At 70.5% G+C, this 21,666-nt stretch carries 18 protein-coding genes; 8 read left to right on the forward strand and 10 right to left on the reverse strand.

What is annotated here, in order from left to right; translation table 11 throughout:
• Positions 1-110 precede the first annotated feature (110 nt).
• Positions 111-737, reverse strand: a complete 627-nt coding sequence (locus tag AB0I38_RS05355) for a LysE family translocator (RefSeq protein ID WP_358462304.1) — start codon at positions 735-737, stop codon at positions 111-113.
• Positions 738-836: 99 nt separating this feature from the next.
• On the opposite strand from AB0I38_RS05355, the gene AB0I38_RS05360 reads away from it, so the two are divergent.
• Complete coding sequence (locus tag AB0I38_RS05360) at positions 837-1,298, forward strand: Lrp/AsnC family transcriptional regulator (protein WP_358462307.1); 462 nt, start codon at positions 837-839, stop codon at positions 1,296-1,298.
• A 14-nt stretch (positions 1,299-1,312) separates the two neighbouring features.
• Here AB0I38_RS05360 and AB0I38_RS05365 read toward each other — a convergent pair whose 3' ends face one another.
• The 4 genes from AB0I38_RS05365 to AB0I38_RS05380 all read right to left on the reverse strand — a co-directional run bounded on the left by AB0I38_RS05365 (position 1,313) and on the right by AB0I38_RS05380 (position 7,000).
• On the reverse strand, positions 1,313-2,788 hold the full coding sequence (locus tag AB0I38_RS05365) for a phosphodiester glycosidase family protein (RefSeq protein ID WP_358462310.1): 1,476 nt from the start codon (positions 2,786-2,788) through the stop codon (positions 1,313-1,315).
• 198 nt (positions 2,789-2,986) lie between these two features.
• On the reverse strand, positions 2,987-4,603 hold the full coding sequence (locus AB0I38_RS05370; protein WP_358462313.1) for a PucR family transcriptional regulator: 1,617 nt from the start codon (positions 4,601-4,603) through the stop codon (positions 2,987-2,989).
• A 65-nt stretch (positions 4,604-4,668) separates the two neighbouring features.
• The gene (locus AB0I38_RS05375) at positions 4,669-6,288 is read right to left on the reverse strand and encodes an AMP-binding protein (RefSeq protein ID WP_358462316.1); all 1,620 of its coding nucleotides are present in this window, start codon (positions 6,286-6,288) and stop codon (positions 4,669-4,671) included.
• A 13-nt stretch (positions 6,289-6,301) separates the two neighbouring features.
• Complete coding sequence (locus tag AB0I38_RS05380) at positions 6,302-7,000, reverse strand: TetR/AcrR family transcriptional regulator (protein ID WP_358462319.1); 699 nt, start codon at positions 6,998-7,000, stop codon at positions 6,302-6,304.
• 55 nt (positions 7,001-7,055) lie between these two features.
• Between AB0I38_RS05380 and AB0I38_RS05385 the strand changes: the two genes are divergently transcribed.
• Positions 7,056-8,501: an MFS transporter gene (locus AB0I38_RS05385; protein ID WP_358462322.1), complete on the forward strand. Its 1,446-nt coding sequence runs from the start codon at positions 7,056-7,058 to the stop codon at positions 8,499-8,501.
• 20 nt (positions 8,502-8,521) lie between these two features.
• Here AB0I38_RS05385 and AB0I38_RS05390 read toward each other — a convergent pair whose 3' ends face one another.
• Positions 8,522-9,220, reverse strand: coding sequence for an alternative oxidase (locus tag AB0I38_RS05390; RefSeq protein ID WP_358462325.1), 699 nt, complete (start codon positions 9,218-9,220; stop codon positions 8,522-8,524).
• 314 nt (positions 9,221-9,534) lie between these two features.
• Here AB0I38_RS05390 and AB0I38_RS05395 point away from each other — a divergent pair, with 314 nt between their 5' ends.
• The 4 genes from AB0I38_RS05395 to AB0I38_RS05410 all read left to right on the forward strand — a co-directional run bounded on the left by AB0I38_RS05395 (position 9,535) and on the right by AB0I38_RS05410 (position 14,913).
• A complete protein-coding gene (locus AB0I38_RS05395; protein WP_358462328.1) occupies positions 9,535-10,818 on the forward strand; it encodes an aspartate aminotransferase family protein in 1,284 nt (427 codons plus the stop codon).
• On the forward strand, positions 10,815-12,320 hold the full coding sequence (locus AB0I38_RS05400) for a CoA-acylating methylmalonate-semialdehyde dehydrogenase (protein WP_358462331.1): 1,506 nt from the start codon (positions 10,815-10,817) through the stop codon (positions 12,318-12,320). The genes AB0I38_RS05395 and AB0I38_RS05400 overlap by 4 nt, the downstream gene beginning before the upstream one ends.
• 93 nt (positions 12,321-12,413) lie before the next feature.
• Positions 12,414-13,535 (forward strand): extracellular solute-binding protein, encoded by a 1,122-nt coding sequence (locus AB0I38_RS05405; RefSeq protein WP_358462334.1) that lies wholly within the window; start codon positions 12,414-12,416, stop codon positions 13,533-13,535.
• Between the two features lie 172 nt (positions 13,536-13,707).
• Complete coding sequence (locus AB0I38_RS05410; protein ID WP_358462337.1) at positions 13,708-14,913, forward strand: saccharopine dehydrogenase family protein; 1,206 nt, start codon at positions 13,708-13,710, stop codon at positions 14,911-14,913.
• Here the strand turns inward: AB0I38_RS05410 and AB0I38_RS05415 are convergent.
• A complete protein-coding gene (locus AB0I38_RS05415; RefSeq protein ID WP_358462340.1) occupies positions 14,910-15,143 on the reverse strand; it encodes a hypothetical protein in 234 nt (77 codons plus the stop codon). The genes AB0I38_RS05410 and AB0I38_RS05415 overlap by 4 nt on opposite strands.
• A 174-nt stretch (positions 15,144-15,317) precedes the next feature.
• Entirely contained in the window at positions 15,318-16,646 is a 1,329-nt protein-coding gene (gene gabT / locus AB0I38_RS05420) for a 4-aminobutyrate--2-oxoglutarate transaminase (RefSeq protein WP_358462343.1), read from the reverse strand.
• Between the two features lie 92 nt (positions 16,647-16,738).
• Here gabT and AB0I38_RS05425 point away from each other — a divergent pair, with 92 nt between their 5' ends.
• Positions 16,739-18,304 (forward strand): PucR family transcriptional regulator ligand-binding domain-containing protein, encoded by a 1,566-nt coding sequence (locus AB0I38_RS05425; protein ID WP_358462346.1) that lies wholly within the window; start codon positions 16,739-16,741, stop codon positions 18,302-18,304.
• On the opposite strand, the gene AB0I38_RS05430 is transcribed toward AB0I38_RS05425, so the two are convergent.
• The gene (locus AB0I38_RS05430) at positions 18,264-18,887 is read right to left on the reverse strand and encodes a TetR/AcrR family transcriptional regulator (protein ID WP_358462349.1); all 624 of its coding nucleotides are present in this window, start codon (positions 18,885-18,887) and stop codon (positions 18,264-18,266) included. The genes AB0I38_RS05425 and AB0I38_RS05430 overlap by 41 nt on opposite strands.
• 230 nt (positions 18,888-19,117) lie before the next feature.
• On the opposite strand from AB0I38_RS05430, the gene AB0I38_RS05435 reads away from it, so the two are divergent.
• The gene (locus tag AB0I38_RS05435) at positions 19,118-20,545 is read left to right on the forward strand and encodes an aldehyde dehydrogenase family protein (RefSeq protein ID WP_358462352.1); all 1,428 of its coding nucleotides are present in this window, start codon (positions 19,118-19,120) and stop codon (positions 20,543-20,545) included.
• Positions 20,546-20,561: 16 nt separating this feature from the next.
• On the opposite strand, the gene AB0I38_RS05440 is transcribed toward AB0I38_RS05435, so the two are convergent.
• Positions 20,562-21,635, reverse strand: a complete 1,074-nt coding sequence (locus AB0I38_RS05440) for a trypsin-like serine peptidase (RefSeq protein ID WP_358462355.1) — start codon at positions 21,633-21,635, stop codon at positions 20,562-20,564.
• Between the last annotated feature and the right edge of the window lie 31 nt (positions 21,636-21,666).

Consider the following 21,666-nt stretch of genomic DNA (forward strand, 5'->3'; position numbering starts at 1 on the left):
ATGGTACTGCACTCGGGAGGGTGTGGGAGAGTAGGTCACCGCCGGACAATTGTTTGAGGAGGGCTCCACCGTTTGGTGGGGCCCTTCTCGCGTTTACGGGGTGAAAGTCCTCAGTGTGTGTTCAGGGTGACCGCGGCGACCACCAGGAGCAGGACGCCCGAAACAGCTGTCATGCGGCGGGCCGCCTTCGGGGTGCTGGTGAGGGCCTGGCCGGCGCGGGCCGCGCCGAGGGCGATGAGCGCGTAGATGGTTCCGCAGGTCAGCACGTGCAGCACACCGAGCACGGCGAGCTGGAGTCCGATCGGCACGCTGGTGCCGGAGTCGATGAACTGTGGCATCAGCGACAGGTACAGCAGCACACCCTTCGGGTTGAGGAGGGCGGTGAGCATGCTCTGGCGAAGCACCACGGCAGGCGGCTGGGGGTCGAGTGCGGTCACCGCTGCCCGGGATTTGCGAAGTGCCAGCAGCGTGCGTACGGCGAGGAATGCCAGGTACGCCGCCCCTAGGTAGCGCACCAGGGGCAGGGCGCCGGGGATGGCGCGCAATGCGGCGGCCAGGCCGGCGGCGGCGAGCACCGTGTGGATGGCGTAGCCCGAGCAGATGCCCGCGACCGCGGTGAGGCCCGCGCGGCGGCCCTGGCCGAGGGAGCGGGCCACCACGTAGAGCCAGTCCGGCCCAGGCGTGCAGATGAGGAGCAGGTCCACGCCCAGGAACAGCAGGAGCAGATGCGTGTCCATGGAATCACCTCCTTGGCAATGCGACGCTAACCCGGATGGACCGGCACGCGATGGTGCGTTCCTGCTCGCGCGGGCGGTGCTGTGGCACGATGTTGCGCCATGGACAGGATCGATCGCAGAATCCTGCAGGAGCTCCAGCGGGACGGGCGGATCAGCAACACCGAGCTGGCCGATCGGGTGGGGCTGACGCCGTCGCCGTGTCTGCGCCGGGTGCGGCAGTTGGAGGAGGCGGGGGTGATCAGGGGCTACCGGGCACTGCTCGACGGCGACGCGGTGGGCAGTGGGTTCCAGGCGTTCGTGACGGTGGTGATGCGCTACGAGGATCACGACACCGTGGCCGAGCTGGAGCGGCAGGTCGCCGGGATGCCGGAGGTGGTGGAGGCCCACCGGTTGTTCGGCGATCCCGACTTCCTGCTGCGTGTCGCCGTGGCCGATCTGGCGGCCTACGAGCGGTTCTACTCGGAGGTGTTGTCCGGGCTGCCGGGCGTCGCCCAACTGACCTCGCACCTCGCGATGAAGGTGGTCAAATCTGACACGGGCCTGCCCATCAGCGGCAAGTGACGTGCCCGGCTGGGCTACTTGGGCAGCACGAGCAGCGCGTCGCCGACGGTGCGCTCGCCGCCGTCCGACGGGCGGTTGACGACCTTGCCGCCCACGACCATCGCGGTGGAGCCGCCGCCGTCCAGGTTGATCGCCTGGGTGGCGCCGAGCCAGCGCATGAACCGCGCCGCCTCGACGAAGTTGGCCCCCACCGTCACGCCGGGCTGACGGCCGTCGATGGTGGCGAGGATGAGGCTGCCGTTGCGGGTGGTCCCGAGCAGGGTGCGCGGGTGCCGGCGGAGGATCATGTTCATCGAGTCGTGGCCGTCACGCTTGGCGGTGATCTTCGTGCGGCCGTTGCGGACGAGGCCCACGCCGCCGGCGATGACGTGCAGGTCGGGGGTGAGCTTGAGGGCCCTGCGCTTGCGCAGGTCGATGACCTTGGTGTCGACCTTGACCGTCCAGCCCGCCCAGGCGTGCTCGTTCAGCCAGTCGGAGGCGGTGCCCGAACCGTGCAGCACGCGCATCCCGCGAGGCACGTCGGCGCCCCCGGAACGCACCGTGACGACCTTGCCGGCCGGGTCGAGCACCACGTCGGTGCCGCCGTCGGCAGGCGTCTTGGCGCCGAACTCCTCGGTGTAGAGGAGCAACTCGTCGGTCGCGCCGGCTCGGTTGACCCCGTTGACCTGGAGCTTGTCGCCGTCCTGGGAGATCGCGGTGACGGTGGTCTGGAGCTCGGTGATGCGGGCCGTACGGCCGCGGAGCACGACGGCGGAGCGGCCGGGGACGGCCTCACTGAGCAGCTTGCCGGCGACCACGGAGGCGCCGACGGGCTCGCCCTGCAGGGCCTTGGCCGTGTGGATGTTGAAGAAGCCGCCGTTGACCGCGGCCAGCGCCTTGCCGGGCTTGGCCATCGAGGAGACCGTCTCGCGTTTGGCGACGCTGGTGCCGAGGGAGGCTGCGTACGAGCCGCGGAACGCCTTCGCGTCGATCATCACGACCCTGGCGTCCCAGGGGCCGGTCGTCTCCACGCCGTCGTCGCCCAGGTAGTCGACCTTGACCTTCAGGCCGGCCTCCTTGAGCTTCTTGGCCGTCTTCTCGGCCTCCTTCTTGTCCTCGAACTTCCACAGGCCCACCCGGACCATGTAGACGGTCTGCGCGGGGGCGTCGGCGACCTGCGGGCGGACGACCTTCTGCACGCCGGCGACCTCGCCGGCGGCCTCCACCTCGGCGGCCTTCGCCTCCGCCGTCGCCTGCTGGCCGTAGTCGCGACCGCTCGGCATCAGGACCGTCACGGTGTAGCCATCGGTGGACTTGCCGGCCCGCACGTTGTAGAGGTCGACCCCGTACGCCACGCTCGTCACCGAGGTGGTGGCGGCGGAGGGCACGCCCAGCGGGAACTTGGCCGACGGGAACTTCACCGACAGTTGCTCCGCGGCGGCGACGGGCACGGTGGTGACCGTGAGAACGACGGCCAGGGACAGGCCTGCGGTGAGGGTACGTCGAGACATGAATACTCCAGAGGGCGGACAGCAATCCGCACCATCCTGGCGAGATCATGGTCAGGAAGTGAGTGAAACACGCCAAACGGTTGGTGAGGTTACAAGATTGACATCGAGCAGGACTGGCAAGTTTGATCAACCATCGACAATGGGTTCATGACTCGCGCCGGTATGTGGTGGCGGCCGTAACCCCGAAGGGGATGTGCCTTACCGGTTTTCTCTGCGGAAGGACTCCAGAGCCAGCAGGGCCACGTGCAGCGACATGCACGACTCGACGTCGTCGAGGTCTGTTTCGAGGATGCGCTCGAGGCGGCGGAGCCGGTCGTAGAAGGCGGGTCTCGACAGGTGCGCCTTCTGGGCGGCCACGGCCTTGTTGCGGCCCGCGTCGAGGTAGACGCGCAGGATGCGGGTGAGGTCGCCGCCGCGCTGGGCGTCGTGCGCGAGCAGCGGTCCGAGCTCGCGTTCGGCGAACGTCTGCAGCCGGGCGTCGTCGCGCAGCAGGTGGAGCAGGCCGCGCAGGCGCAGGTCGGGCAGCCGGTAGAAGGGCCGGCCGTCGGGCTGGCGGACGGCGACGTCGGCCACCTGCTCGGCTTCGAGGAAGCTGCGCCGTACGTCCTTGATGGATTCGACCACCGAGCCCGCGGCCAGCACGAACGCGGCGCCGGGCTTCCACAGGGCGCGGAGGCGTTCGGCGAGCGTGGTCAGCGCGGGCTCGGCGCTGGTGCGGGGCGGCAGGGGCAGCAGGACCCCGACGCGGTCCTGGTCGAGCGCGCCGACGAGGGCGGGAAGCCGGGCGTCGCGGCAGGCGGCGGCGGTGGCCTCGGCCAGCTCGCCGAGCTGGGCCTGCCCGTCGAGGGCCTGCTCGATGGGGTCGGTGGGGCGGATCACCACGCTGACCAGCTTGCGGCCGGTGAGTGGCACGCCGACCGCGCGGGCGCGGGCGGCGGCCTCGTCGGGGTCGGCGTAGGCGTGGGTGAGGATGCCGGTGATGATCGTGCCGTGCGCCTGGCGTTCGAGTGACTCCTGGTGGCGTTCGAGCAGGCGGCCGAGGGCGAGTGTGGTGGCCGCGCGCTCGGCCAGCACGAGGTCGCGCGGAGAGGGAGGCACATCGCAGAGCAGGATCAGCCGGCCCCAGTCCTGGCCACGTGCGCCGACCGTGGTGACCAGCCAGCCCGAGGCGGCGTCGTACGCGGTGCGCTCGGCCGAGGCGACCGCCCTCGACCGGGTCTCCCAGCCGGCCAGCAGCGCGCCCGTGTCGCGCCCGGCGGACTCGCAGGCCAGCACCTGGTGGGCGAGGTTCTCCAGCAGGACCGGGCGGTTGGACAGCCGGGCCACCTGGGTGAGCACCTCGCCCGGGGAGGCGCCCTCGACCGACAACTCGGTGAACACCTCGTGCAACTGCTCCGAGGCCCGCAGCTCCTCCAGCTGGATGTCGATGATCCTGGCGTGCACCGACTCGGTGATCTGCACGAACGGGGTCTCGCGGCCGAGCACGATGAGGGGCAGCCCGTGCTCCTCGGCGCTCCTGACGACGGCTCGCGGCAGCTCGGTGACGAACCTGCGCCCCAGCTCGACGATCAGCCCGGAAGCTCCCACGGAGGAGAGCTCGCCGATGTAGGCGGCCAGTTTCTCGGGATCCTCCGGCAGCGCCACGCCGGTGGTCAGCACCAGCTCGCCGCCCCGGAGCAGGTGGGCGATGTCGACGATCTCCCCCACATGCACCCACCGCACCTTGCTGTCCAGCCGGTCGGCCCCCGCGACCACACGGGGATTGCCCCGGCGGACGGTCTCCAGGGCGAGGACATCGGCGATGGTGGGGAGCACGGGGCTGAGCCTATCCGATCAGCCTGTAAGATTGGTTATGAGCTGGTTTACACATTGAAGTCAAATCAGCCGTGGAGATCCTCTTCGCGAAACTCCCGTGCCGCCTCCTGATCGCGCAGCTCCACCCGCCGGATCTTGCCGGAGATCGTCTTGGGCAGCTCGCCGAACTCCAGCCGGCGCACCCTCTGGTACGGGGCCAGATGGCGCCGGGAGTACTCGAAGATCGACCGCGCGGTCTCCTCACCCGGCTCGAAGCCGGGCGCCAGCGTCACGAAGGCCTTCGGCACGGCCAGCCGCAACGGGTCGGGGGCGGGCACCACGGCCGCCTCGGCCACGGCCGCGTGCTCCAGCAGCACGCTTTCCAGCTCGAACGGTGAGATGCGGTAGTCGGAGGCCTTGAAGACGTCGTCGGTCCGGCCCACGTAGGTGATGTAGCCGTCGGCGTCACGGGCGGCGACGTCGCCGGTGTGGTAGTGACCCTCTCGCATGGCCTCATCGGATCCACCGACATATCCGGTCATGAGGCCCATGGGGCGCTTGTTCAGCGGCAGGCAGATCTCCCCGTCGTCACCGGGTTCGCCGGTGACCGGGTCGAGCAGCACGATGTCGTAGCCGGGCAGCGGACGGCCCATCGATCCGGGTTTGACCGGCTCGCCCGGGACGTTGCCGATCTGGGCGGTCGTCTCGGTCTGACCGTAGCCGTCGCGGATCGTGATGCCCCACGCCTTGCCGACCTGGTCGATGATCTCCGGGTTGAGCGGCTCTCCGGCGGCGACGGCCGTACGGAGGGGGAGCCGCCAGGCCGCCAGGTCCTCCTGGATGAGCATCCGCCACACGGTCGGCGGCGCGCAGAACGTCGTCACGCGCTCGTCGCGCAGCACTTCCAGCAGGGCGCGCGCGGAGAAGCGCTGGTAGTCGTGGATCAGCACGGTCGCGCCCGCGTTCCAGGGGGCGAACACGTTGCTCCAGGCGTGTTTGGCCCAGCCGGGAGACGATACGTTGAGGTGCACGTCACCGGGCCGCAGGCCGATCCAGAACATGGTCGACAGATGTCCCACCGGGTAGGACGTGTGCGAGTGCTCGACCAGCTTGGGCTGGGAGGTCGTGCCGGAGGTGAAGTAGAGCAGCAGCGGGTCGCCGGCCCGCGTCGGCCCGTCGGGGACGAACCGCTCGGAGGCCTGGTAGGCCTCGTGGAAGGGGAGCCAGCCGTAGGCGTCGCCCACGGAGATCTTCGTGTGTTCGCCGGCGCCGAACTTGCCCGCGTCGGAGGCGTTGGCGATGACGTGCGCGACCCCGCCGCGCTCGATGCGCTCGGCGATGTCCTGGGCGGTCAGCAGGGTCGTGGCCGGGATGACGATCGCGCCGAGCTTGATCGCGGCGAGCAGCGCCTCCCACAGCTCGGCCTGGTTGCCCAGCATGAGCAGGATCCGGTCGCCGCGTCGCACGCCCTGTGCGTGCAGCCAGTTGGCCACCCGGTTGGAGCGGGCGGACAGTTCGGCGAACGTGTAGGCGACCTTGCCGGTGATCTTGAGGGCGACCGCGCCGGGCGTCTCGGCGGCCAGCACGCCGTCGAACCAGTCGAGCGCCCAGTTGAACTCCGTGGGCTCCGGCCAGCGGAACTCCCGGCGGGCGGTCTCGTAGTCGGCCTCAAGCAGGAAGTCACGCGCCGCGCGGAAATCGCTCATGAACCGGATCCTGCTACGTCACCAGCCTGGCCTCAAGGCCATCGAGAATGGACACCAGCCCGAAGTCGAACGCCACCTCGCGCATCACCTGCGGATCCTGGGGTTGTTCGACGGCGAAGTCGGCTGCGAGGTCGGGGAAGTCTCGTGCGGCTCGCGCCGCGATATCGTGCATGGCCGGGATGTCGTAGCCCTCGCCCATCGAGGACTTCCAGGCGACCTCCGGGATCGTGAAGCCGTAGACGAAAGCGGTGAGCGTGGCGGTGGCGTAGTCGACGTCCGCGCCGCGGAACCCGGCGGTTTTCAAGATCCGGCGCATCCGGTCGGTGAGCGAGAGCGCACTGGGGCCGAGCGCGGGCAGCCGGCCGATCAGGTCGGCGGACCAGGGATGGCGGAGGATCACCTGCCGCATGCTGTGGGCCATGGCTGAGGCGAACTCACGCCAGTGCGCGGTCTCCGACTCGGGCAGGCGCACCTCGCCCCACACCTCGTCGTAGACCAGCTCCAGCAACTCGTCCTTGTTGGCGACGTACCAGTAGAGGCTGGTCGCGCCCGTGACCAGCTTGGCGCCGAGCTTGCGCATGCTCAGGCCGTGGAGGCCCTCGGCGTCGAGCAGCTCCAGCGCGGCGCGCACGATCTCATCGCGACTGCGGCCAGGACTGGCGGTCTTGCGGGGTTCGCGGAGCCAGACGGAGGGGAACTGCTTGCCGGTCATCCTCCCAGGATAAAACCACTCGCACACTGTACGAGTTTTATCGTACAGTGTGCGAGTGAACTCGAACACTGTACGAGACCCCCGGCGCTGGTGGATCCTCGTCGTCCTCTGTCTTTCGTTACTGGTGCTGGTGGTGGACAACACCGTCCTCATCCTGGCCATCCCGTCGCTGATCACGGACCTGGGCGCGAGTCCGGCCGACATCCAGTGGATCATCGACGCGTACGTGCTGGCCTTCGCCGGTCTGCTGATCACCGCGGGCAGCCTGTCCGACAGGTACGGCCGCAAATTGTTCCTGATCGTCGGCCTGGCCTTCTTCGGCGGCGCGTCGCTGCTGGCCGTGCTGGCCGCCGAGCCGTGGCAGTTGATCGGCGCGCGGGCGCTGATGGGCGTCGGCGGGGCGATCATGATGCCCTCCACGCTGTCGATCCTGATGACCGTCTTCGACGACTCCGAACGGCGCAAGGCCATGGCCGCCTGGAGCGCTGTGGCCGTGGTCGGCATGATCTCCGGCCCGACGCTGGGCGGCTTCCTGCTGGAGCACTACTGGTGGGGCTCGGTCTTCCTGCTGAACATCCCCATCGCGGCGGTCGCGATCGTGGCGGCCGTGGTGCTGATGCCGGAGACCCGCAGCGCCGGACGGCGGATCGACCCCGTCGGGGTGGTGCTCTCCATCGTCGGCCTGACCTCGGCCGTCTACGTCATCATCGAGCGCGAGTGGAACGTGGCCGGCATCGCGCTGGCCGTCGTGGCCCTCACCGCGTTCGTGATCTGGGAGCGCCGCTCGCCGCACCCGATGCTGCCGCTGCACCTGTTCGCCGACCGCAACTTCAGCGGGGCGTCGTTCTCGATCCTGCTGATGTCGTTCGGCGCGGGCGCCGTGATGCTGATGCTGACCCAGTACCTGCAGTTCGTGCTGGGCTACGGGGAGATGCGGGCGGGCCTGGCGCTGCTGCCCTACGCCGTGGCCGCGGCCGTCTTCAACGGGATCGGCGCCGGGCTCGGCCAGAAGGTGAGCAACCGGGTGCTGGTCGGGGTGGGCCTGCTGGTCATGGCGGGTGGCTTCGTGGTCATGGCGACCACCACCGGCTACGCGCCGCTGGCGGCCGGGCTGGTGATCATGGGGATGGGGGCCGGGGTCGCCGGTCCTTCGGCCTACGCCTCGCTGATGGGCGCGATCCCGATCGAGCACGCGGGTGTCGGTTCGGCGCTCAACGACACCGTGCAGCAGGTCGGCATGGCCTTGAGCATCGCCGTCCTGGGCAGTGTGCTGGCCGGGGTCTTCACCTCGGGGATGCCGCCGGGCGCGTCCGGCGCGGCCCGGGAGTCGATCGGCGCCGCGCACGCCGCCGGCCTGCAGGGCCCCGCGAACGAGGCCTTCACCGTCGCCATGCACGTCGGCTCCTGGGTGGGCGCCGCGTTCTGTGTGGCCGCCGCGCTGCTCGCGGTGAGCGTGCTGCGCCCGGCCGCGCCCGTCGCCCGGGAGCCGGTGGAGGTCTAGCCGTCCTGCGGTCCGGCCGGCTAGCGCAGGCGCGGCTCACGCATGGTCCGCAGGCTGTCCAGCTTGTGCGTCCGCTCGTCGTGGCCCACCTGTCTGAGCAGGTCGGCCACCGAGCGGTAGTGGCCGTACTCGGCGGCGTAGGTGCCGGGGTCGGGGACGCCGTCGAGGCCGGGGTTCTCGGCCACGAACGTCATGTACTCGTGCTCGGCGTGGTCCTCGAACTCCGCGTTGAGCCGGTAGCTCCAGTCGGGCCGGACCAGGAACAGCATCCAGGAGACGTGGTAGTAGAAGAACGAGATCAGCCAGGGCGCCGCCTTGTGCAGCAGCCAGGTCTGCCGGTGGCCGTGACGCTGGACGAGGTCCTGCATGATCAGCAGGTGCCACTGCTCGTTGTCCTGGTCGGCGCGGGCCTCCACGATGCGCTCGAAGACCCTGCGGGCCAGCGCCGAGCGACCCGCGTGACGCTGTACGGCCCAGTAGCCCACCCGCTCCCACGCCTGGTAGGGGACGCGGGCGATGGTCTCCAGCATGGCGAACTTGGTGTAGGAGCCCTGCTTGCCGTACATGATGTCCACGGGCTTGAACATCATCCTGGCCAGCAGGCCGTACCTCATGCGTGGGGTGTCCAGCGTCTGCTGCTGGGCCAGGAGCAGTTGGTCGCGGTCGAGCTTCGGCGGGCCGGCGGGGGCCTCGGGCCGGCGGGTGACGGTGACGGTCATGGGCCGTTTCTCCTCAGGTCGGTCTCTTCTGCGATGACCTGATCGTGCTCGATCGGCACCCCTCCGGTCGTCGGCCTGTGGGGGGCTTCCGTGGTGCCTCGTGCGAGGTAGTGACGTCCGGAGGCGTACACCGGCGGGCGGACGGGAGATCCCCTAGGGGACGCCACTTGGGCCTGCACGCCACAGCGGTTTATCGCCTAATGTCTAGACATGAGGTCATTAGGGAACGGTGAAGTACAGACTGTAAGGTGAATTGTCCGTATCACAACACATTGATGTTAGGAGCACCGGCCGACAGCCGGGATACTCAAGACATGTCGGACCTCCTCGCGCGCCACCGGGCAGTCATCCCCAACTGGGTGGCCCTCAACTACAACGAGCCCATCGAGATCGTCAGCGGCAAGGGCAACCGTGTCGTCGACGCCGATGGCAAGAGCTATCTGGACTTCTTCGCCGGCATCCTGACCAACATGATCGGTTACGACGTGCCCGAGGTGCGCGAGGCGGTCGAGCGGCAGCTCGCCACCGGCGTCGTGCACACCAGCACGGTCTACCTGCTGCGCGGTCAGATCGAGCTGGCCGAGAAGATCGCCAGGCTGTCCGGCATCCCCGACGCCAAGGTCTTCTTCACCAACTCCGGCACCGAGGCGAACGAGACCGCGCTTCTGCTCGCCACCTACGCCCGTAAGAGCGACCAGGTGCTGGCCATGCGGCAGAGCTACCACGGCCGCAGCTTCGGCGCGATCAGCGTCACCTCCAACCGGTCCTGGAAGAACAACTCGCTCTCCCCGCTGAACGTGCACTTCCTGCATGGCGCCGACCGGCAGCTGGCCCAGTTCAGGGGGCTGTCCGACGCCGACTACATCAAGGTGTGCGTCGACGACCTGCGCCACGTGCTGGCCACCGCCGTGTCGAACGACGTCGCCGCGCTGATCGCCGAGCCGATCCAGGGGGTGGGCGGGTTCACGATGGCCCCCGACGGGCTGTTCGCCGCCTACAAGGAGGTCCTCGACGAGCAGGGCATCCTGTTCGTCTCCGACGAGGTGCAGACCGGCTGGGGGCGCACGGGCAGCGCGTTCTTCGGCATCCAGAACCACGGCGTGACGCCCGACATGATGACGTTCGCCAAGGGGCTCGGCAACGGGTTCGCGGTCGGCGGCGTCGTGGCGCGCGGCGACCTGATGGACGCCCTGCCCGCCGCGGGACTGGCCACCTTCGGCGGCAACCCGATCTCCATGGCCGCCGCCAACGCGACCCTCGACTACGTGCTCGACCACGACCTGCAGGCCAACGCGGCCAGGACCGGCGAGATCATCATCGACGGCCTGCGCGAGGCGGCCCAGCGGCTCCCGATCGTCAAGGACGTCCGGGGCAAGGGCCTGATGTTCGCCGTCGAGCTGGAGAGCCCCGCCCAGGCGGCGCGCTTCATGGAGGAGACCAAGAAGGCCGGCCTGCTCGCCGGCAAGGGCGGTCTGTACGGCACGGCCATCCGGATGGCCCCGCCGCTCACCCTCACGGTGGACGAGGCCACCGAGGGCCTCGGCATCATCGTCAACGCACTCGAAGTCATCAACCGCGACACAGAGGCAGCGCAGTGAAGTCAGTCAAGCACTGGATCAACGGGACTCTCGTCGACGGCGACGGCCGCGCCGGTGAGATCTTCGACCCGGCCACCGGCGAGGTCAGCGGGCACGTCGCGCTGGCCTCGGTGGCCGACGTGGACGCGGCCGTGGCCGCCGCCACGGCGGCCTTCCCCGCCTGGCGCGACGCGTCGCTGGTCAAGCGGGCGCAGGTGCTGTTCCGCTTCCGCGAGCTCATGTACGCCCACCGCGACGAGCTGGCCGCGCTGATCTCCGCCGAGCATGGCAAGGTGCACTCCGACGCGCTCGGCGAGGTGGCCCGCGGCCTGGAGGTCGTGGAGTTCGCCTGTGGCATCCCGCACCTGCTCAAGGGCGGTTTCTCCGAGGGCGTCTCGACCCGGGTCGACTCCTACTCGATCCGCCAGCCGCTCGGCGTCGTGGCCGGCATCACGCCGTTCAACTTCCCGGCCATGGTGCCGATGTGGATGTACCCGATCGCGATCGCCTGCGGCAACGCGTTCATCCTCAAGCCGTCGGAGAAGGACCCGTCGGCGTCGCTGCTCATGGCGCGGCTCTGGCAGGAGGCCGGGCTGCCCGACGGCGTGTTCAACGTCGTGCAGGGCGACAAGGTGGCCGTCGACCGGCTGCTGGAGCACCCTGGCGTGAGCGGCGTCTCCTTCGTCGGCTCCACCCCCATCGCTAGATACGTCTACGAGACCGGCACCGCCCGCGGCAAGCGGGTGCAGGCGCTCGGCGGAGCCAAGAACCACATGCTCGTACTGCCCGACGCCGACCTCGATCTGGTCGCCGACTCGGCCGTGTCGGCGGGCTTCGGCTCGGCCGGCGAGCGCTGCATGGCCATCTCGGTCGTGCTGGCCGTGGGCCCGATCGGCGACGAGCTGGTCGAGAAGATCGTCGAGCGCGTCGGCAAGCTGGTGATCGGCCCCGGCGACGACCCGAAGTCGGAGATGGGGCCGCTCGTCACCGGCCCGCACCGGGACAAGGTCGCCTCCTATCTCGACCTCGGCGTCGAGGAGGGCGCCAAGCTGGTCGTCGACGGCCGCGAGAGCGCCGTGCTGGGCGGCGGCACGGCGGCCGACCGGCCCGGCTTCTGGCTCGGCCCGAGCGTGCTCGACCACGTGCCGCCGCGCTCGCGGGTGCACACGGATGAGATCTTCGGCCCCGTCCTGTCGATCGTCCGCGTCGGCTCGTACGAGGAGGGGGTGGAGCTCATCAACGGCGGCGAGTACGGCAACGGCACGGCGATCTTCACCAACGACGGCGGCGCCGCGCGGCGCTTCCAGAACGAGGTCGAGGTCGGCATGGTCGGGATCAACGTGCCGATCCCGGTGCCCATGGCGTTCTACAGCTTCGGCGGCTGGAAGGCGTCGCTCTTCGGTGACACGCACCTGCACGGCACCGAGGGCGTCCACTTCTACACCCGGGGCAAGGTCGTCACGTCCCGCTGGCTCGACCCGTCGCACGGCGGCGTGAACCTCGGATTCCCCACCAACAAGTAGCCCCCTGTGCCGGAGGGGCGCGCGGTCCGGCCGCGCGTCCCTCCGCCATGGCGCCCCCGGTAAGCTCCTGGACATCGGGCAAGGGGGACATCGTTGGATCGCCGAATTCCGGTCGTGGCGCTCGCCGTGACGACTCTGATCGCGGGCATGGGCGCGGCGGGCCCGTCGTCCACGCCCACGTCGCCGCCTTCGGCCTCGCCCTCCCCCTCGCCGTCGCCGTCGGCCGTCCCGGCGCAGAGCGACGGCACGCTGCAGATCCTCACCTACCGCGGCTACGCCGACTACTCCAGCACCACCACGGAGTTCGAGCGGGTCACCGGCTGCCGCATCGCGCGCTTCGACACCGTGCAGACCGCCGACGAGATGGCCGCCAGGGTCACCGAGCGCCCCTATGACGTGATCTCGGCGGGTCCCGTCCTGGCCGCGTCGCTGATCGAGGGCAAGCAGGTGCAGCCGATCGACCCGGCCAGGGTGTCCGGCTACGGCGACCTCACCAAGCGGTTCCGCGACATGACCACCCGGTCGGGCAAGGTCTACGGCGTGCCCTACCTGTGGGGCTACCACGAGTTCCTCTACGACTCGGCCAGGGTCAAGGGCGGCGACGACCTGAGGCGGGTGTTCGACTCCGACGACGTGGCCCTCCAGGACAGCCCGCTGACCATCGCCGACGCCGCGCTCGCCGCCGGCGGGGTCGACGACCCCTACGAGCTGACCACCGAGCAGCTCGACCGGGTCATCCGACTGCTGCGCGAGCATGCCGAGCGCACCTACTGGAAAAACCCCCTCGACCTGGTCAAGGGCTTCGCCACCGGGTCCCTCGACTACGCGCAGGCCACGCCCTACTATCGCCTGCTGCTGCAGAAGGCCGGCAAGCCCGTCAAGGCGGTCGGCGCCCGCAAGGCCACCGGCTGGGTCGACTCCTGGATGCTCGGCGCCGGGGTGCCCAACACCGACTGCGCCTACCGCTGGCTGGGTTACACGGCCTCGCCCACGGTGCAGCGCAACGCGGCGGCCTGGGTCGGGCTGGCTCCGGCCAACCCCAAGGCGTGCACCTCGAAGGCCAAGCGCATCTGCGACGTCTACGGCGCCGACAAGGCGAGCCGGCTCGACCGCATCGCCTTCGCCGTCCGGCCTCCGGGGGGTTGCGCCGCGGATGAGGGGGAATGCACTGATTACGCCGCCTGGACCGCTCGGTGGCGCTCACTCGTCGGCTGAGCGTGGGACAGCCGGCTCGCCTGCTTCACGGTGCCGCGGGCGCACCCGTCCCCCCGCTGGGTGCGACCTGCTGAGACGCCCCGGGCCTTCCCCCGCCCCGGGGCGTCTCGCTGTTCAGAGCTCTTCTGGCCAATATTTGACTGAACGACCAGTCAGTGAATAAGGTCGGGGTATGAGAATCCTCCTGGTCGGGGCCGGCGGAGTCGGCTCCGCCGTTGTCCCCATCGCCGCACGCCGAGATTTCTACGAACACATCGTGGTGGCCGACTCCCAACAGGACCGGGCGGCCCAGGCCGTCGCCGCCGTGGACGACCCGCGCTTCAGCGCCATCCGGCTCGACGCCTCAGACCGGGCGCAGGTCGAGGCCGCGCTCCGTGAGCACCGGTGCGACGTGCTGTTCAACGCCGTCGATCCGAGGTTCACCATGCCGCTGTTCGAGGCCGCGCTGGCGGCCGGGGCCCACTATCTCGACATGGCGATGTCGCTGTCCCGGCCGCACCCGCGCGAGCCGTACGAGAAGACGGGGGTGAAGCTCGGCGACGAGCAGTTCGCGCGCGACGACGAGTGGCGGGGCGCGGGGCGGCTCGCGCTGGTCGGGATGGGGGTCGAGCCGGGGCTGGCCGACGTGTTCGCCCGCTACGCCGCCGACCACCTGTTCGCCGACATCGACGAGATCGGCGTCAGGGACGGCTCCAACCTGGTCGTCGAGGGGTACGACTTCGCGCCGACGTTCTCCATCTGGACCACGATCGAGGAGTGCCTCAACCCGCCGGTCGTCTGGGAGGACGGGGAGTGGCGCACCACCGAGCCGTTCAGTGAGCCGGAGGTGTTCGACTTCCCGGCCGGCATCGGGCCCGTGGAGTGCGTGAACGTCGAGCACGAGGAGGTGCTGCTGGTCCCCAGGTGGATCCAGGCGCGCCGGGTGACCTTCAAGTACGGGATCGGCGAGGAGTTCATCGGCGTTCTGAAGACCCTGCGCAAGCTGGGCCTGGACAGCACCGACAAGATCCGGGTGGGCGGCGCGGAGGTGGCGCCGCGCGACCTGGTGGCCGCGAGCCTGCCGGACCCGGCGACACTCGGCGACAGGATGTCGGGCAAGACGTGCGCGGGCACCTGGGTCAAGGGCACCGGGAAGGACGGCTCACCGCGCGAGGTCTACCTCTATCACGTGGTGGACAACGCCTGGTCGATGGCGGAGTACGGCTCGCAGGCCGTGGTCTGGCAGACCGCCGTCCATCCTGTCGTGGCGCTGGAGCTGGTCGCGAACAGCGTCTGGAAGGGTGAGGGCGTGCTCGGTCCGGAGGCGTTCGACGCGGTGCCTTTCCTGGACCTGCTGGAGGAGTACGGCTCGCCGTGGGCGATGCGTGAGGCCGCCTAACGCGCGGGAAAGGCCACCACGGTCGCGAGCGGCGCGGGAGTCAGGGCCTCGGCGCAGTCGCCGCAGGCCAGGACGGCAGAGTGGTCGGGCAGGCGGCCCACGCGGACGCGCGGCCGGGGCCACCGCTTGTGGCAGACGACGCAGGCCTCGCCCTCGCGCTGCGCCGAGCTCAGATCATCAGGGTCGAACGTCACCATGTCCTGTGCCGTTCCTGTGGGGCTCCAGTTCATCACGCTCCCTGTGGTGATCGCTCACCCGTTTACCGGATCCGTTATAACCCGGACCGTCCCCCTGATCGTCCAGCCGCACGTCAAGCCAGGGTGAATTCTCTACCCCGTCAACCCTCCTTACACCACAAAATCGGGCATCCAGTTACAAGCTGGATGCCCGATTCGTATGGTTTTCTACAGGGCGGCGATGGCCTTCTCCAGGATGCCGAGGCCCTCTTCGAGGAGGTTCTCGGGGATCACCAGGGGTGGCAGGAAGCGCAGCACGTTGCCGTACGTGCCCGCGGTGAGCACGAGCAGCCCCTCCGCGTGGCAGCGCCTGGCGACCTCGGCCACGGCGGCGGCGTCGGGCTCCGTGGTGCCGGGCTTGACCAGCTCGATCGCGATCATCGCGCCGCGCCCGCGCACGTCGCCGATCACGTCGAAGCGCTCGCGCATTGATTCGAGCCGGGGCAGCATGATCTCGCCGATCCGGCGGGCCCTGGCGACCAGGTCGTCCTCGGCGATGGTCTCCAGCACGCCCAGCGCCGCCTCGCAGGCCAGCGGGTTGCCGCCGTAGGTGCCGCCGAGACCGCCCGCGTGCACCTTGTCCATGAGCTCGGCGCGGCCCGTCACCGCGGCCAGCGGCAGGCCGCCCGCGATGCCCTTGGCGGTGCAGATGATGTCGGGCACGACGCCCTCGTCCTCACAGGCGAACAGGTCGCCGGTGCGGGCGAACCCGGTCTGCACCTCGTCGGCGACGAACACGATGCCGTTCTCGCGGCAGAACTCGGCGATGCGCGGCAGGAAGCCCTTGGCGGGCTCGATGAAGCCGCCCTCGCCCGCGATCGGCTCGATCACCACGGCGGCCACGTTCTCGGCGCCGATCTGCTTGGTGATCATGCCGATGGCCTCGGCCGCGGCCTCCTCGGCGCAGTTCTCGGGACCCGTCGGCCAGCGGAACGGGTAGGCCAGCGGCACCCGGTAGACCTCGGGCGCGAACGGGCCGAAGCGGTGCTTGTACGGCATGTTCTTGGCCGTCAGCGTCATCGTCAGCAGCGTGCGGCCGTGGTAGCCGTGGTCGAACACCACCACCGCCTGGCGTCCGGTGGCGTGCCTGGCGACCTTGACCGCGTTCTCCACGGCCTCGGCGCCGCTGTTGACGAGGAAGGTGCGCTTGTCATGGTCGCCGGGGGTCAGCTCGTTGAGCTTCTCGCACACCCGCACGTACGACTCGTAGGGGGTGACCATGAAACACGTGTGGGTGAATTCGGCGACCTGGCGCTGGACCCGCTCAACGACCTTGGGCGCCGCGTTGCCGACGTTCGTGACGGCGATCCCGGAGCCGAAGTCGATCAGCGAGTTGCCGTCGGCGTCCTGGACGATGCCGCCGCCGGCGCGCGTCACGAAGACCGGCAGGGTGGTGCCGACGCCCGCGGGGACGGCCGCCTGCTTGCGGGCCAGCAGCTCCTGCGACTTCGGGCCGGGAATCGCGGTGACGAGACGACGCTCCTGGGGAATGCTCATGCTCCGACGGTACGGCCCGTCGTGAACTGCGCCGATATGTCGATATGGCACACTGGTGATGCTGCCCTTCGCCAGAATGGACAACTTCGCGTATGGCGCCTTCACTACGGGTCGTGGTGCGCCGGATGGGGCTGCGGCCCCTTGCCGGGACACTCGACTCGACCGTCCGCTGGGTGGCGGTGAGCGAGCTTGCGGACCCTACTCCCTTCCTCGAAGGGGACGAGCTGCTGCTGACCACGGGGATGCGGCTGGAGCATGACTTTTCCGGATATGTCGCCCGGCTGGTGGAGCGGGGCGTGGCCGGGCTGGGCTTCGGCGTCGGGTTGTCCCACGAGCACGTCCCCGCCGAGCTGGTGGCGGCCGCGTCCCAGGCCGGGCTGCCGCTGCTGGAGGTCCCGCGCGAGACGCCGTTCATCTCCATCGGCAAGGTGGTCAGCGAGCTGCTGGCCGCCGAGCAGTACGACGAGATCGCGCGGGCCTTCGCGGCGCAGGGCCGGCTGACCCGGGCGGCGCTGCGGCCCGAGGGCACGCACGCGGTCATCGACCGGCTGGCCAAGGAGGTCGGCGGCTGGGCGGCGCTGCTCGACGAGGCGGGGGAGGAGCGTCACTCCACCTCCGGAGCCCGCGTCACCGCGGTCACCGCCGAGCTGACCCGCCTGCGCGGCGGCCACACCGCAGGCGAACCCGGCGCCGTGGAGCGGGAGGGCGTGCGCGGCGGGAGCCGGGCTCCGGCCGATACCGGCAGGGGCGGCCAGGTGTCCGCGGGAAGGCTGCCCGCCAGTCTGGCGATCTCCGGGCCCGAGGGGCACATCGTCGTGCAGCCGCTCGGCGGCGGGGCGCGGCCGAGGGGGTTCTTCGCCGTCGGGGCGGCGCACGCCTTCTCGCCCGTCAGCCACACGGTGATCAACGCCGCGGGCTCGCTCCTCACGCTGGCGCTGGAGCAGGGCGGCGCCCAGCGCGAAGGCGAACGCCGGCTCCGTTCCGCCGTGCTGGAGTTGCTGCTCGGCGGCGGGATCGAGCGGGCCCGCGAGGTGCTGGGCCCACTCGGCGTACGGCCGCCCGACGAGCCGCTGGTCGTGCTGGCGGCCGGCGGCGAGGCGCTCGACGTGCTGGAGCCGCTCGGGTTCGCCGCCCGCCTCGGCGAGGAGGGCCTGGCCGTCGCGCTGGTGGGCGAGGAGACGGCCGAGAAGGTGGCCGTGCAGACCGGAGGGTCCGTGGGGATGAGCGCGCCGTGCGCCTACACCGATCTGCGGGCGGGGCTCGACCAGGCGCGACGCGCGCTGCGGGCCGGTCGCGGCGGAGTCGTGCGGTTCGCCGAGCTGGCCGGGCAGGGAGTGCTGAAGCTGCTCGACCCGGACGCGGCGCAGGCGTTCGCCTCCGCGCTGCTCGCCCCGCTCGTGCGTTACGGCTCGCGCGCCGACCTGGTCGACTCACTCCGGTCCTACCTCGACAGCAACGGCCACTGGGACGCCGCGGCCCAGCGGCTCGGCATCCACCGCCACACCCTGCGTTACCGGATGAGGCGGGTGGCCGAGCTGCTGGGGCGCGATCTCGACGATCCCGGTGTGCGGGCGGAGCTGTGGATCGCGCTGGCGGCGACCGCTTCTGCGCCTTCCGCTACTTCTGCACGAGATAGCAGCAGATCGTCGCCGTCGTGACCGCCTCGTAGGTGCGGCCGTCGGGCAGGTGGCCGCCGCGCTCCAGACTGATCGCCCCCTGTGCCGCGGCCCACAGCGCGTCGGCGACCTTGCGGGGCTGGGTCGCGACGAGGTAGCCGGCCGAGATGCAGTCGGCGATGGCCCGGTCGAGGAGGTTGAGCGCCGCGCGGGCGAGGGTCCGGGCCCGCTCGCTCGGTTCGAAGCCGGGGATCGCCCGTTCGAACATCAGGCTGTAGTAGCCGGGCTCGGCCAGGCAGGCGTGCCGGTAGGCGGGGCCGAGCGCGGTGAGGTAGTCGAAAGGGTCGCCGCGGTGTGGCACGGCCTCCAGGAAGCGCCGGAACCGCTCGAACCCTTCCAGGTAAAGAGCCTCGGCGAGGCCCTCGCGGTTGCCGAACATCGTGTAGATGACGGTCGTGGTGCAGCCGGCCTCGGTGGCGATCCGGCGCATGGTCAGGCTTTCGGGTCCGTCGGTGACCAGGAGATTCACCGCGACGTCGAGCAGCCGGGAACGCAGCTCGTCATGGCTGGCCCGTTCGCCCGACAGGTAGGCGCCTTGGAGACCTAGCGGCGCCGAGGAGGTCATGGGCCCACGCCTTTCTGCTCGTGGGCCCACCGCACTGGGGAACCCGCACCCGAGACTTAGCCATGGCGGAGATTCTTCAAACCGCTCCGCATGGTAAACATCCTGAATTAGGTCTACTTCTGTTACATAGCGGGTATACCAGAGGGCTTGTACTTATTGGTGAGCGTTGTCGAGGCACTTGTGCAACGTGGTGTAAGTCCCCGCTCCGCGCCGTCGCATAACGTCATTGCATGGACGTGCGCACCTTCTGGCTTGCAGGACACCCCGCCACCGGGGACACCGAGCTCACCGTGACCAACCCCCACGACGGTCGCGAGGTCGGCCGCTACTCCGTGCCGACCGAGGTCCAGGTCGAGGAGGCCGTCGCGGCCGCCCACGGGGTCGTCCGGCAGGCCGCCGCGCTGCCCGTGCACGTGCGAGCCGAGGCGCTCGCCCACGTCGCGCGCCGCCTGGCGGAGCGGGCCGACGAGATCGGCCGGCTGATCTCCGCCGAGAACGGCAAGCCGATCTTCTGGGCGCGGGGCGAGGTCGGCCGTGCCGTCGCCACCTTCCGCTTCGCCGCCGAGGAGACCCGTCGCTGGTCGGGCGACGTGCAGCGGCTCGACACCGAGCCCGCCGCGGCCGGCCGCCTGGCCTACGTCTCGCGCGTGCCCCACGGGCCGGTGCTGGCGATCACGCCGTTCAACTTCCCGCTCAACCTGGTCGCCCACAAGGTCGCCCCCGCCATCGCCGTCGGCGCGCCCATCATCGTCAAGCCCGCCCCGGCCACGCCGCTCTCCGCGCTCGTCCTCGGCGAGATCCTGGCCGAGACCGACCTGCCCGCCGGGATGTTCTCGGTGCTGCCGGTCGAGAACGAGCGCGCCGCCGGGCTGGTCGAGGACCCCCGGCTGCCCATCGTCTCCTTCACCGGCTCCGCGCCCGTCGGCTACGCCATCAGCGACCGGGTGCCGCGCAAGCACGTGACCCTGGAACTCGGCGGCAACGCCGCGGCCGTCGTCCTGGCCGACGCCGACCTCGACTGGGCCGCGGCCCGCGTCGCGCTGTTCTCCAACTATCAGGCCGGCCAGAGCTGCATCGCCGTCCAGCGGGTGATCGTCGAGCAGCCGGTCTACGACGCGTTCGTCGAGCGCCTGCTGCCCGCCGTCGACGCGCTCGTCACCGGTGACCCGGCCGACGAGAAGACCCAGGTGGGCCCGCTGGTGTCGGTCGACGCGGCCGAGCGGGTCGAGCGGTGGATCAAGGAGGCGGTCGCCGCCGGCGGCCGCCTGCTCGCCGGAGGCACCCGCGAGGGCGCCACGGTCGCCCCCACCGTCCTCACCGACGTGCCGGCCGACGCCACGCTCTCCTGCGAGGAGGTCTTCGGCCCCGTCATGATCCTCCAGCGGGCGGCGTCGATCGACGAGGCGTATGCGATGGTCAACGACTCGAAGTACGGGCTGCAGGCCGGGGTGTTCACCCGGTCGCTGGACGCCGCCTTCCGGGCCAACCGGGAGCTGGAGGTGGGCGGCGTGATCATCGGCGACGTGCCCTCCTACCGGGCCGACCAGATGCCGTACGGCGGGGTCAAGGACTCGGGCGTGGGCCGCGAGGGCGTGCAGTCGGCCATGCGCGACTACACGTACGAGAAGGTCATGGTGCTGACGGGGCTGATGCTCTGATCAGCCCCGTCAGGGGTCAGGCGCGCTCGGCCGCGGTGAACAGGGCCTTGGCCGAGCTGCTGAAGTAGGGGCCGTACATCGTGCGGCGGTCGTCGCTGTACTTGAAGCTGCTCACCGAGGTGACCGTGCCCCGGCCGGTGCCGAGGTCGAAGCCGGACAGCCACGGGCCGCCGCTGGAGCCGGCCGTCATGTCGCAGCCGAGGCCCTGGTCGTGGGTCTCGCCGTGGGGGTCGTCGCGCAGCGGGCCGGCGCAGTAGACCAGGTGCTCGCCGTTGTAGGGCGGGTCGGCGGGATAGCCGAAGCCGAAGGCCCGGCCGCCGCGCGGGGCGTCGAAGGAGATCTCCTGGGCGCCCACCACCTCGGCCACGTGCCTGCCTTCGGAGGTGGCCAGCGCCACCATGCCCACGTCGTAGCTGTCGTCGGCGGCTCGCGACCACGGTGCGGCGACGAACATGCGGCGGGCCGGAAACTGGCCGTAGGGCTGGCCGCCGCCCTCACGGTAGCCGGGCACGAACGTCCAGTTGTCGGCCCACTGGCCGGTGCCGTCCTTGACGCAGTGGCCGGCGGTGACCACCACGTCGCGGTTGGCGCTGCGGACCGTGCTCGCGGAGCAGACGAAGTCGGTCCTGGCGACGGTGAGGAACACCCGCCCGGTGGTCCTGGTCACCGCGCCGCCGGTCACCCAGCGGGAGCCGGCGGTCTGCTGCTGGGGCCGGGACGACTGGTGCCGGCGGGAGGGGGCGACCTTCGTGGTCGCGCCCGAGAGGTCCGGTGCGACGCCCAGCCCCGCCGTGCCGGTCAGCCCGCTCACCAGGCCGCCGCCCTTGGTGACGATGTCGAGCATGTCGATCGGCAGAGCCGCGGCCATCCGCTGAGGAGTCCAGTAGTCGAGCACGCGCCGGTGATCGGCGGAACCGCGCGCGGCCACGTGCTCGACGACCTCGGATCGCGCCGCGCGCGGGTGCGTGACGGCGGCGGGACGGTCTGGCTGCCGCTCCCGCTGGTGTGTGGGAGTGGCGCCCACGAGAGCCGGGCCCATCAGTCCCGCGACGAGCGGAACGGCTGCAAGCATGGGGGTGCTCAAGGTCATGGCACCCGAGTGTGCACTACACGATGTGCCG

Origin of the sequence: Nonomuraea cavernae, assembly GCF_040655715.1 — a bacterium.
GTDB classification, from domain to species: domain Bacteria; phylum Actinomycetota; class Actinomycetes; order Streptosporangiales; family Streptosporangiaceae; genus Nonomuraea; species Nonomuraea cavernae_A.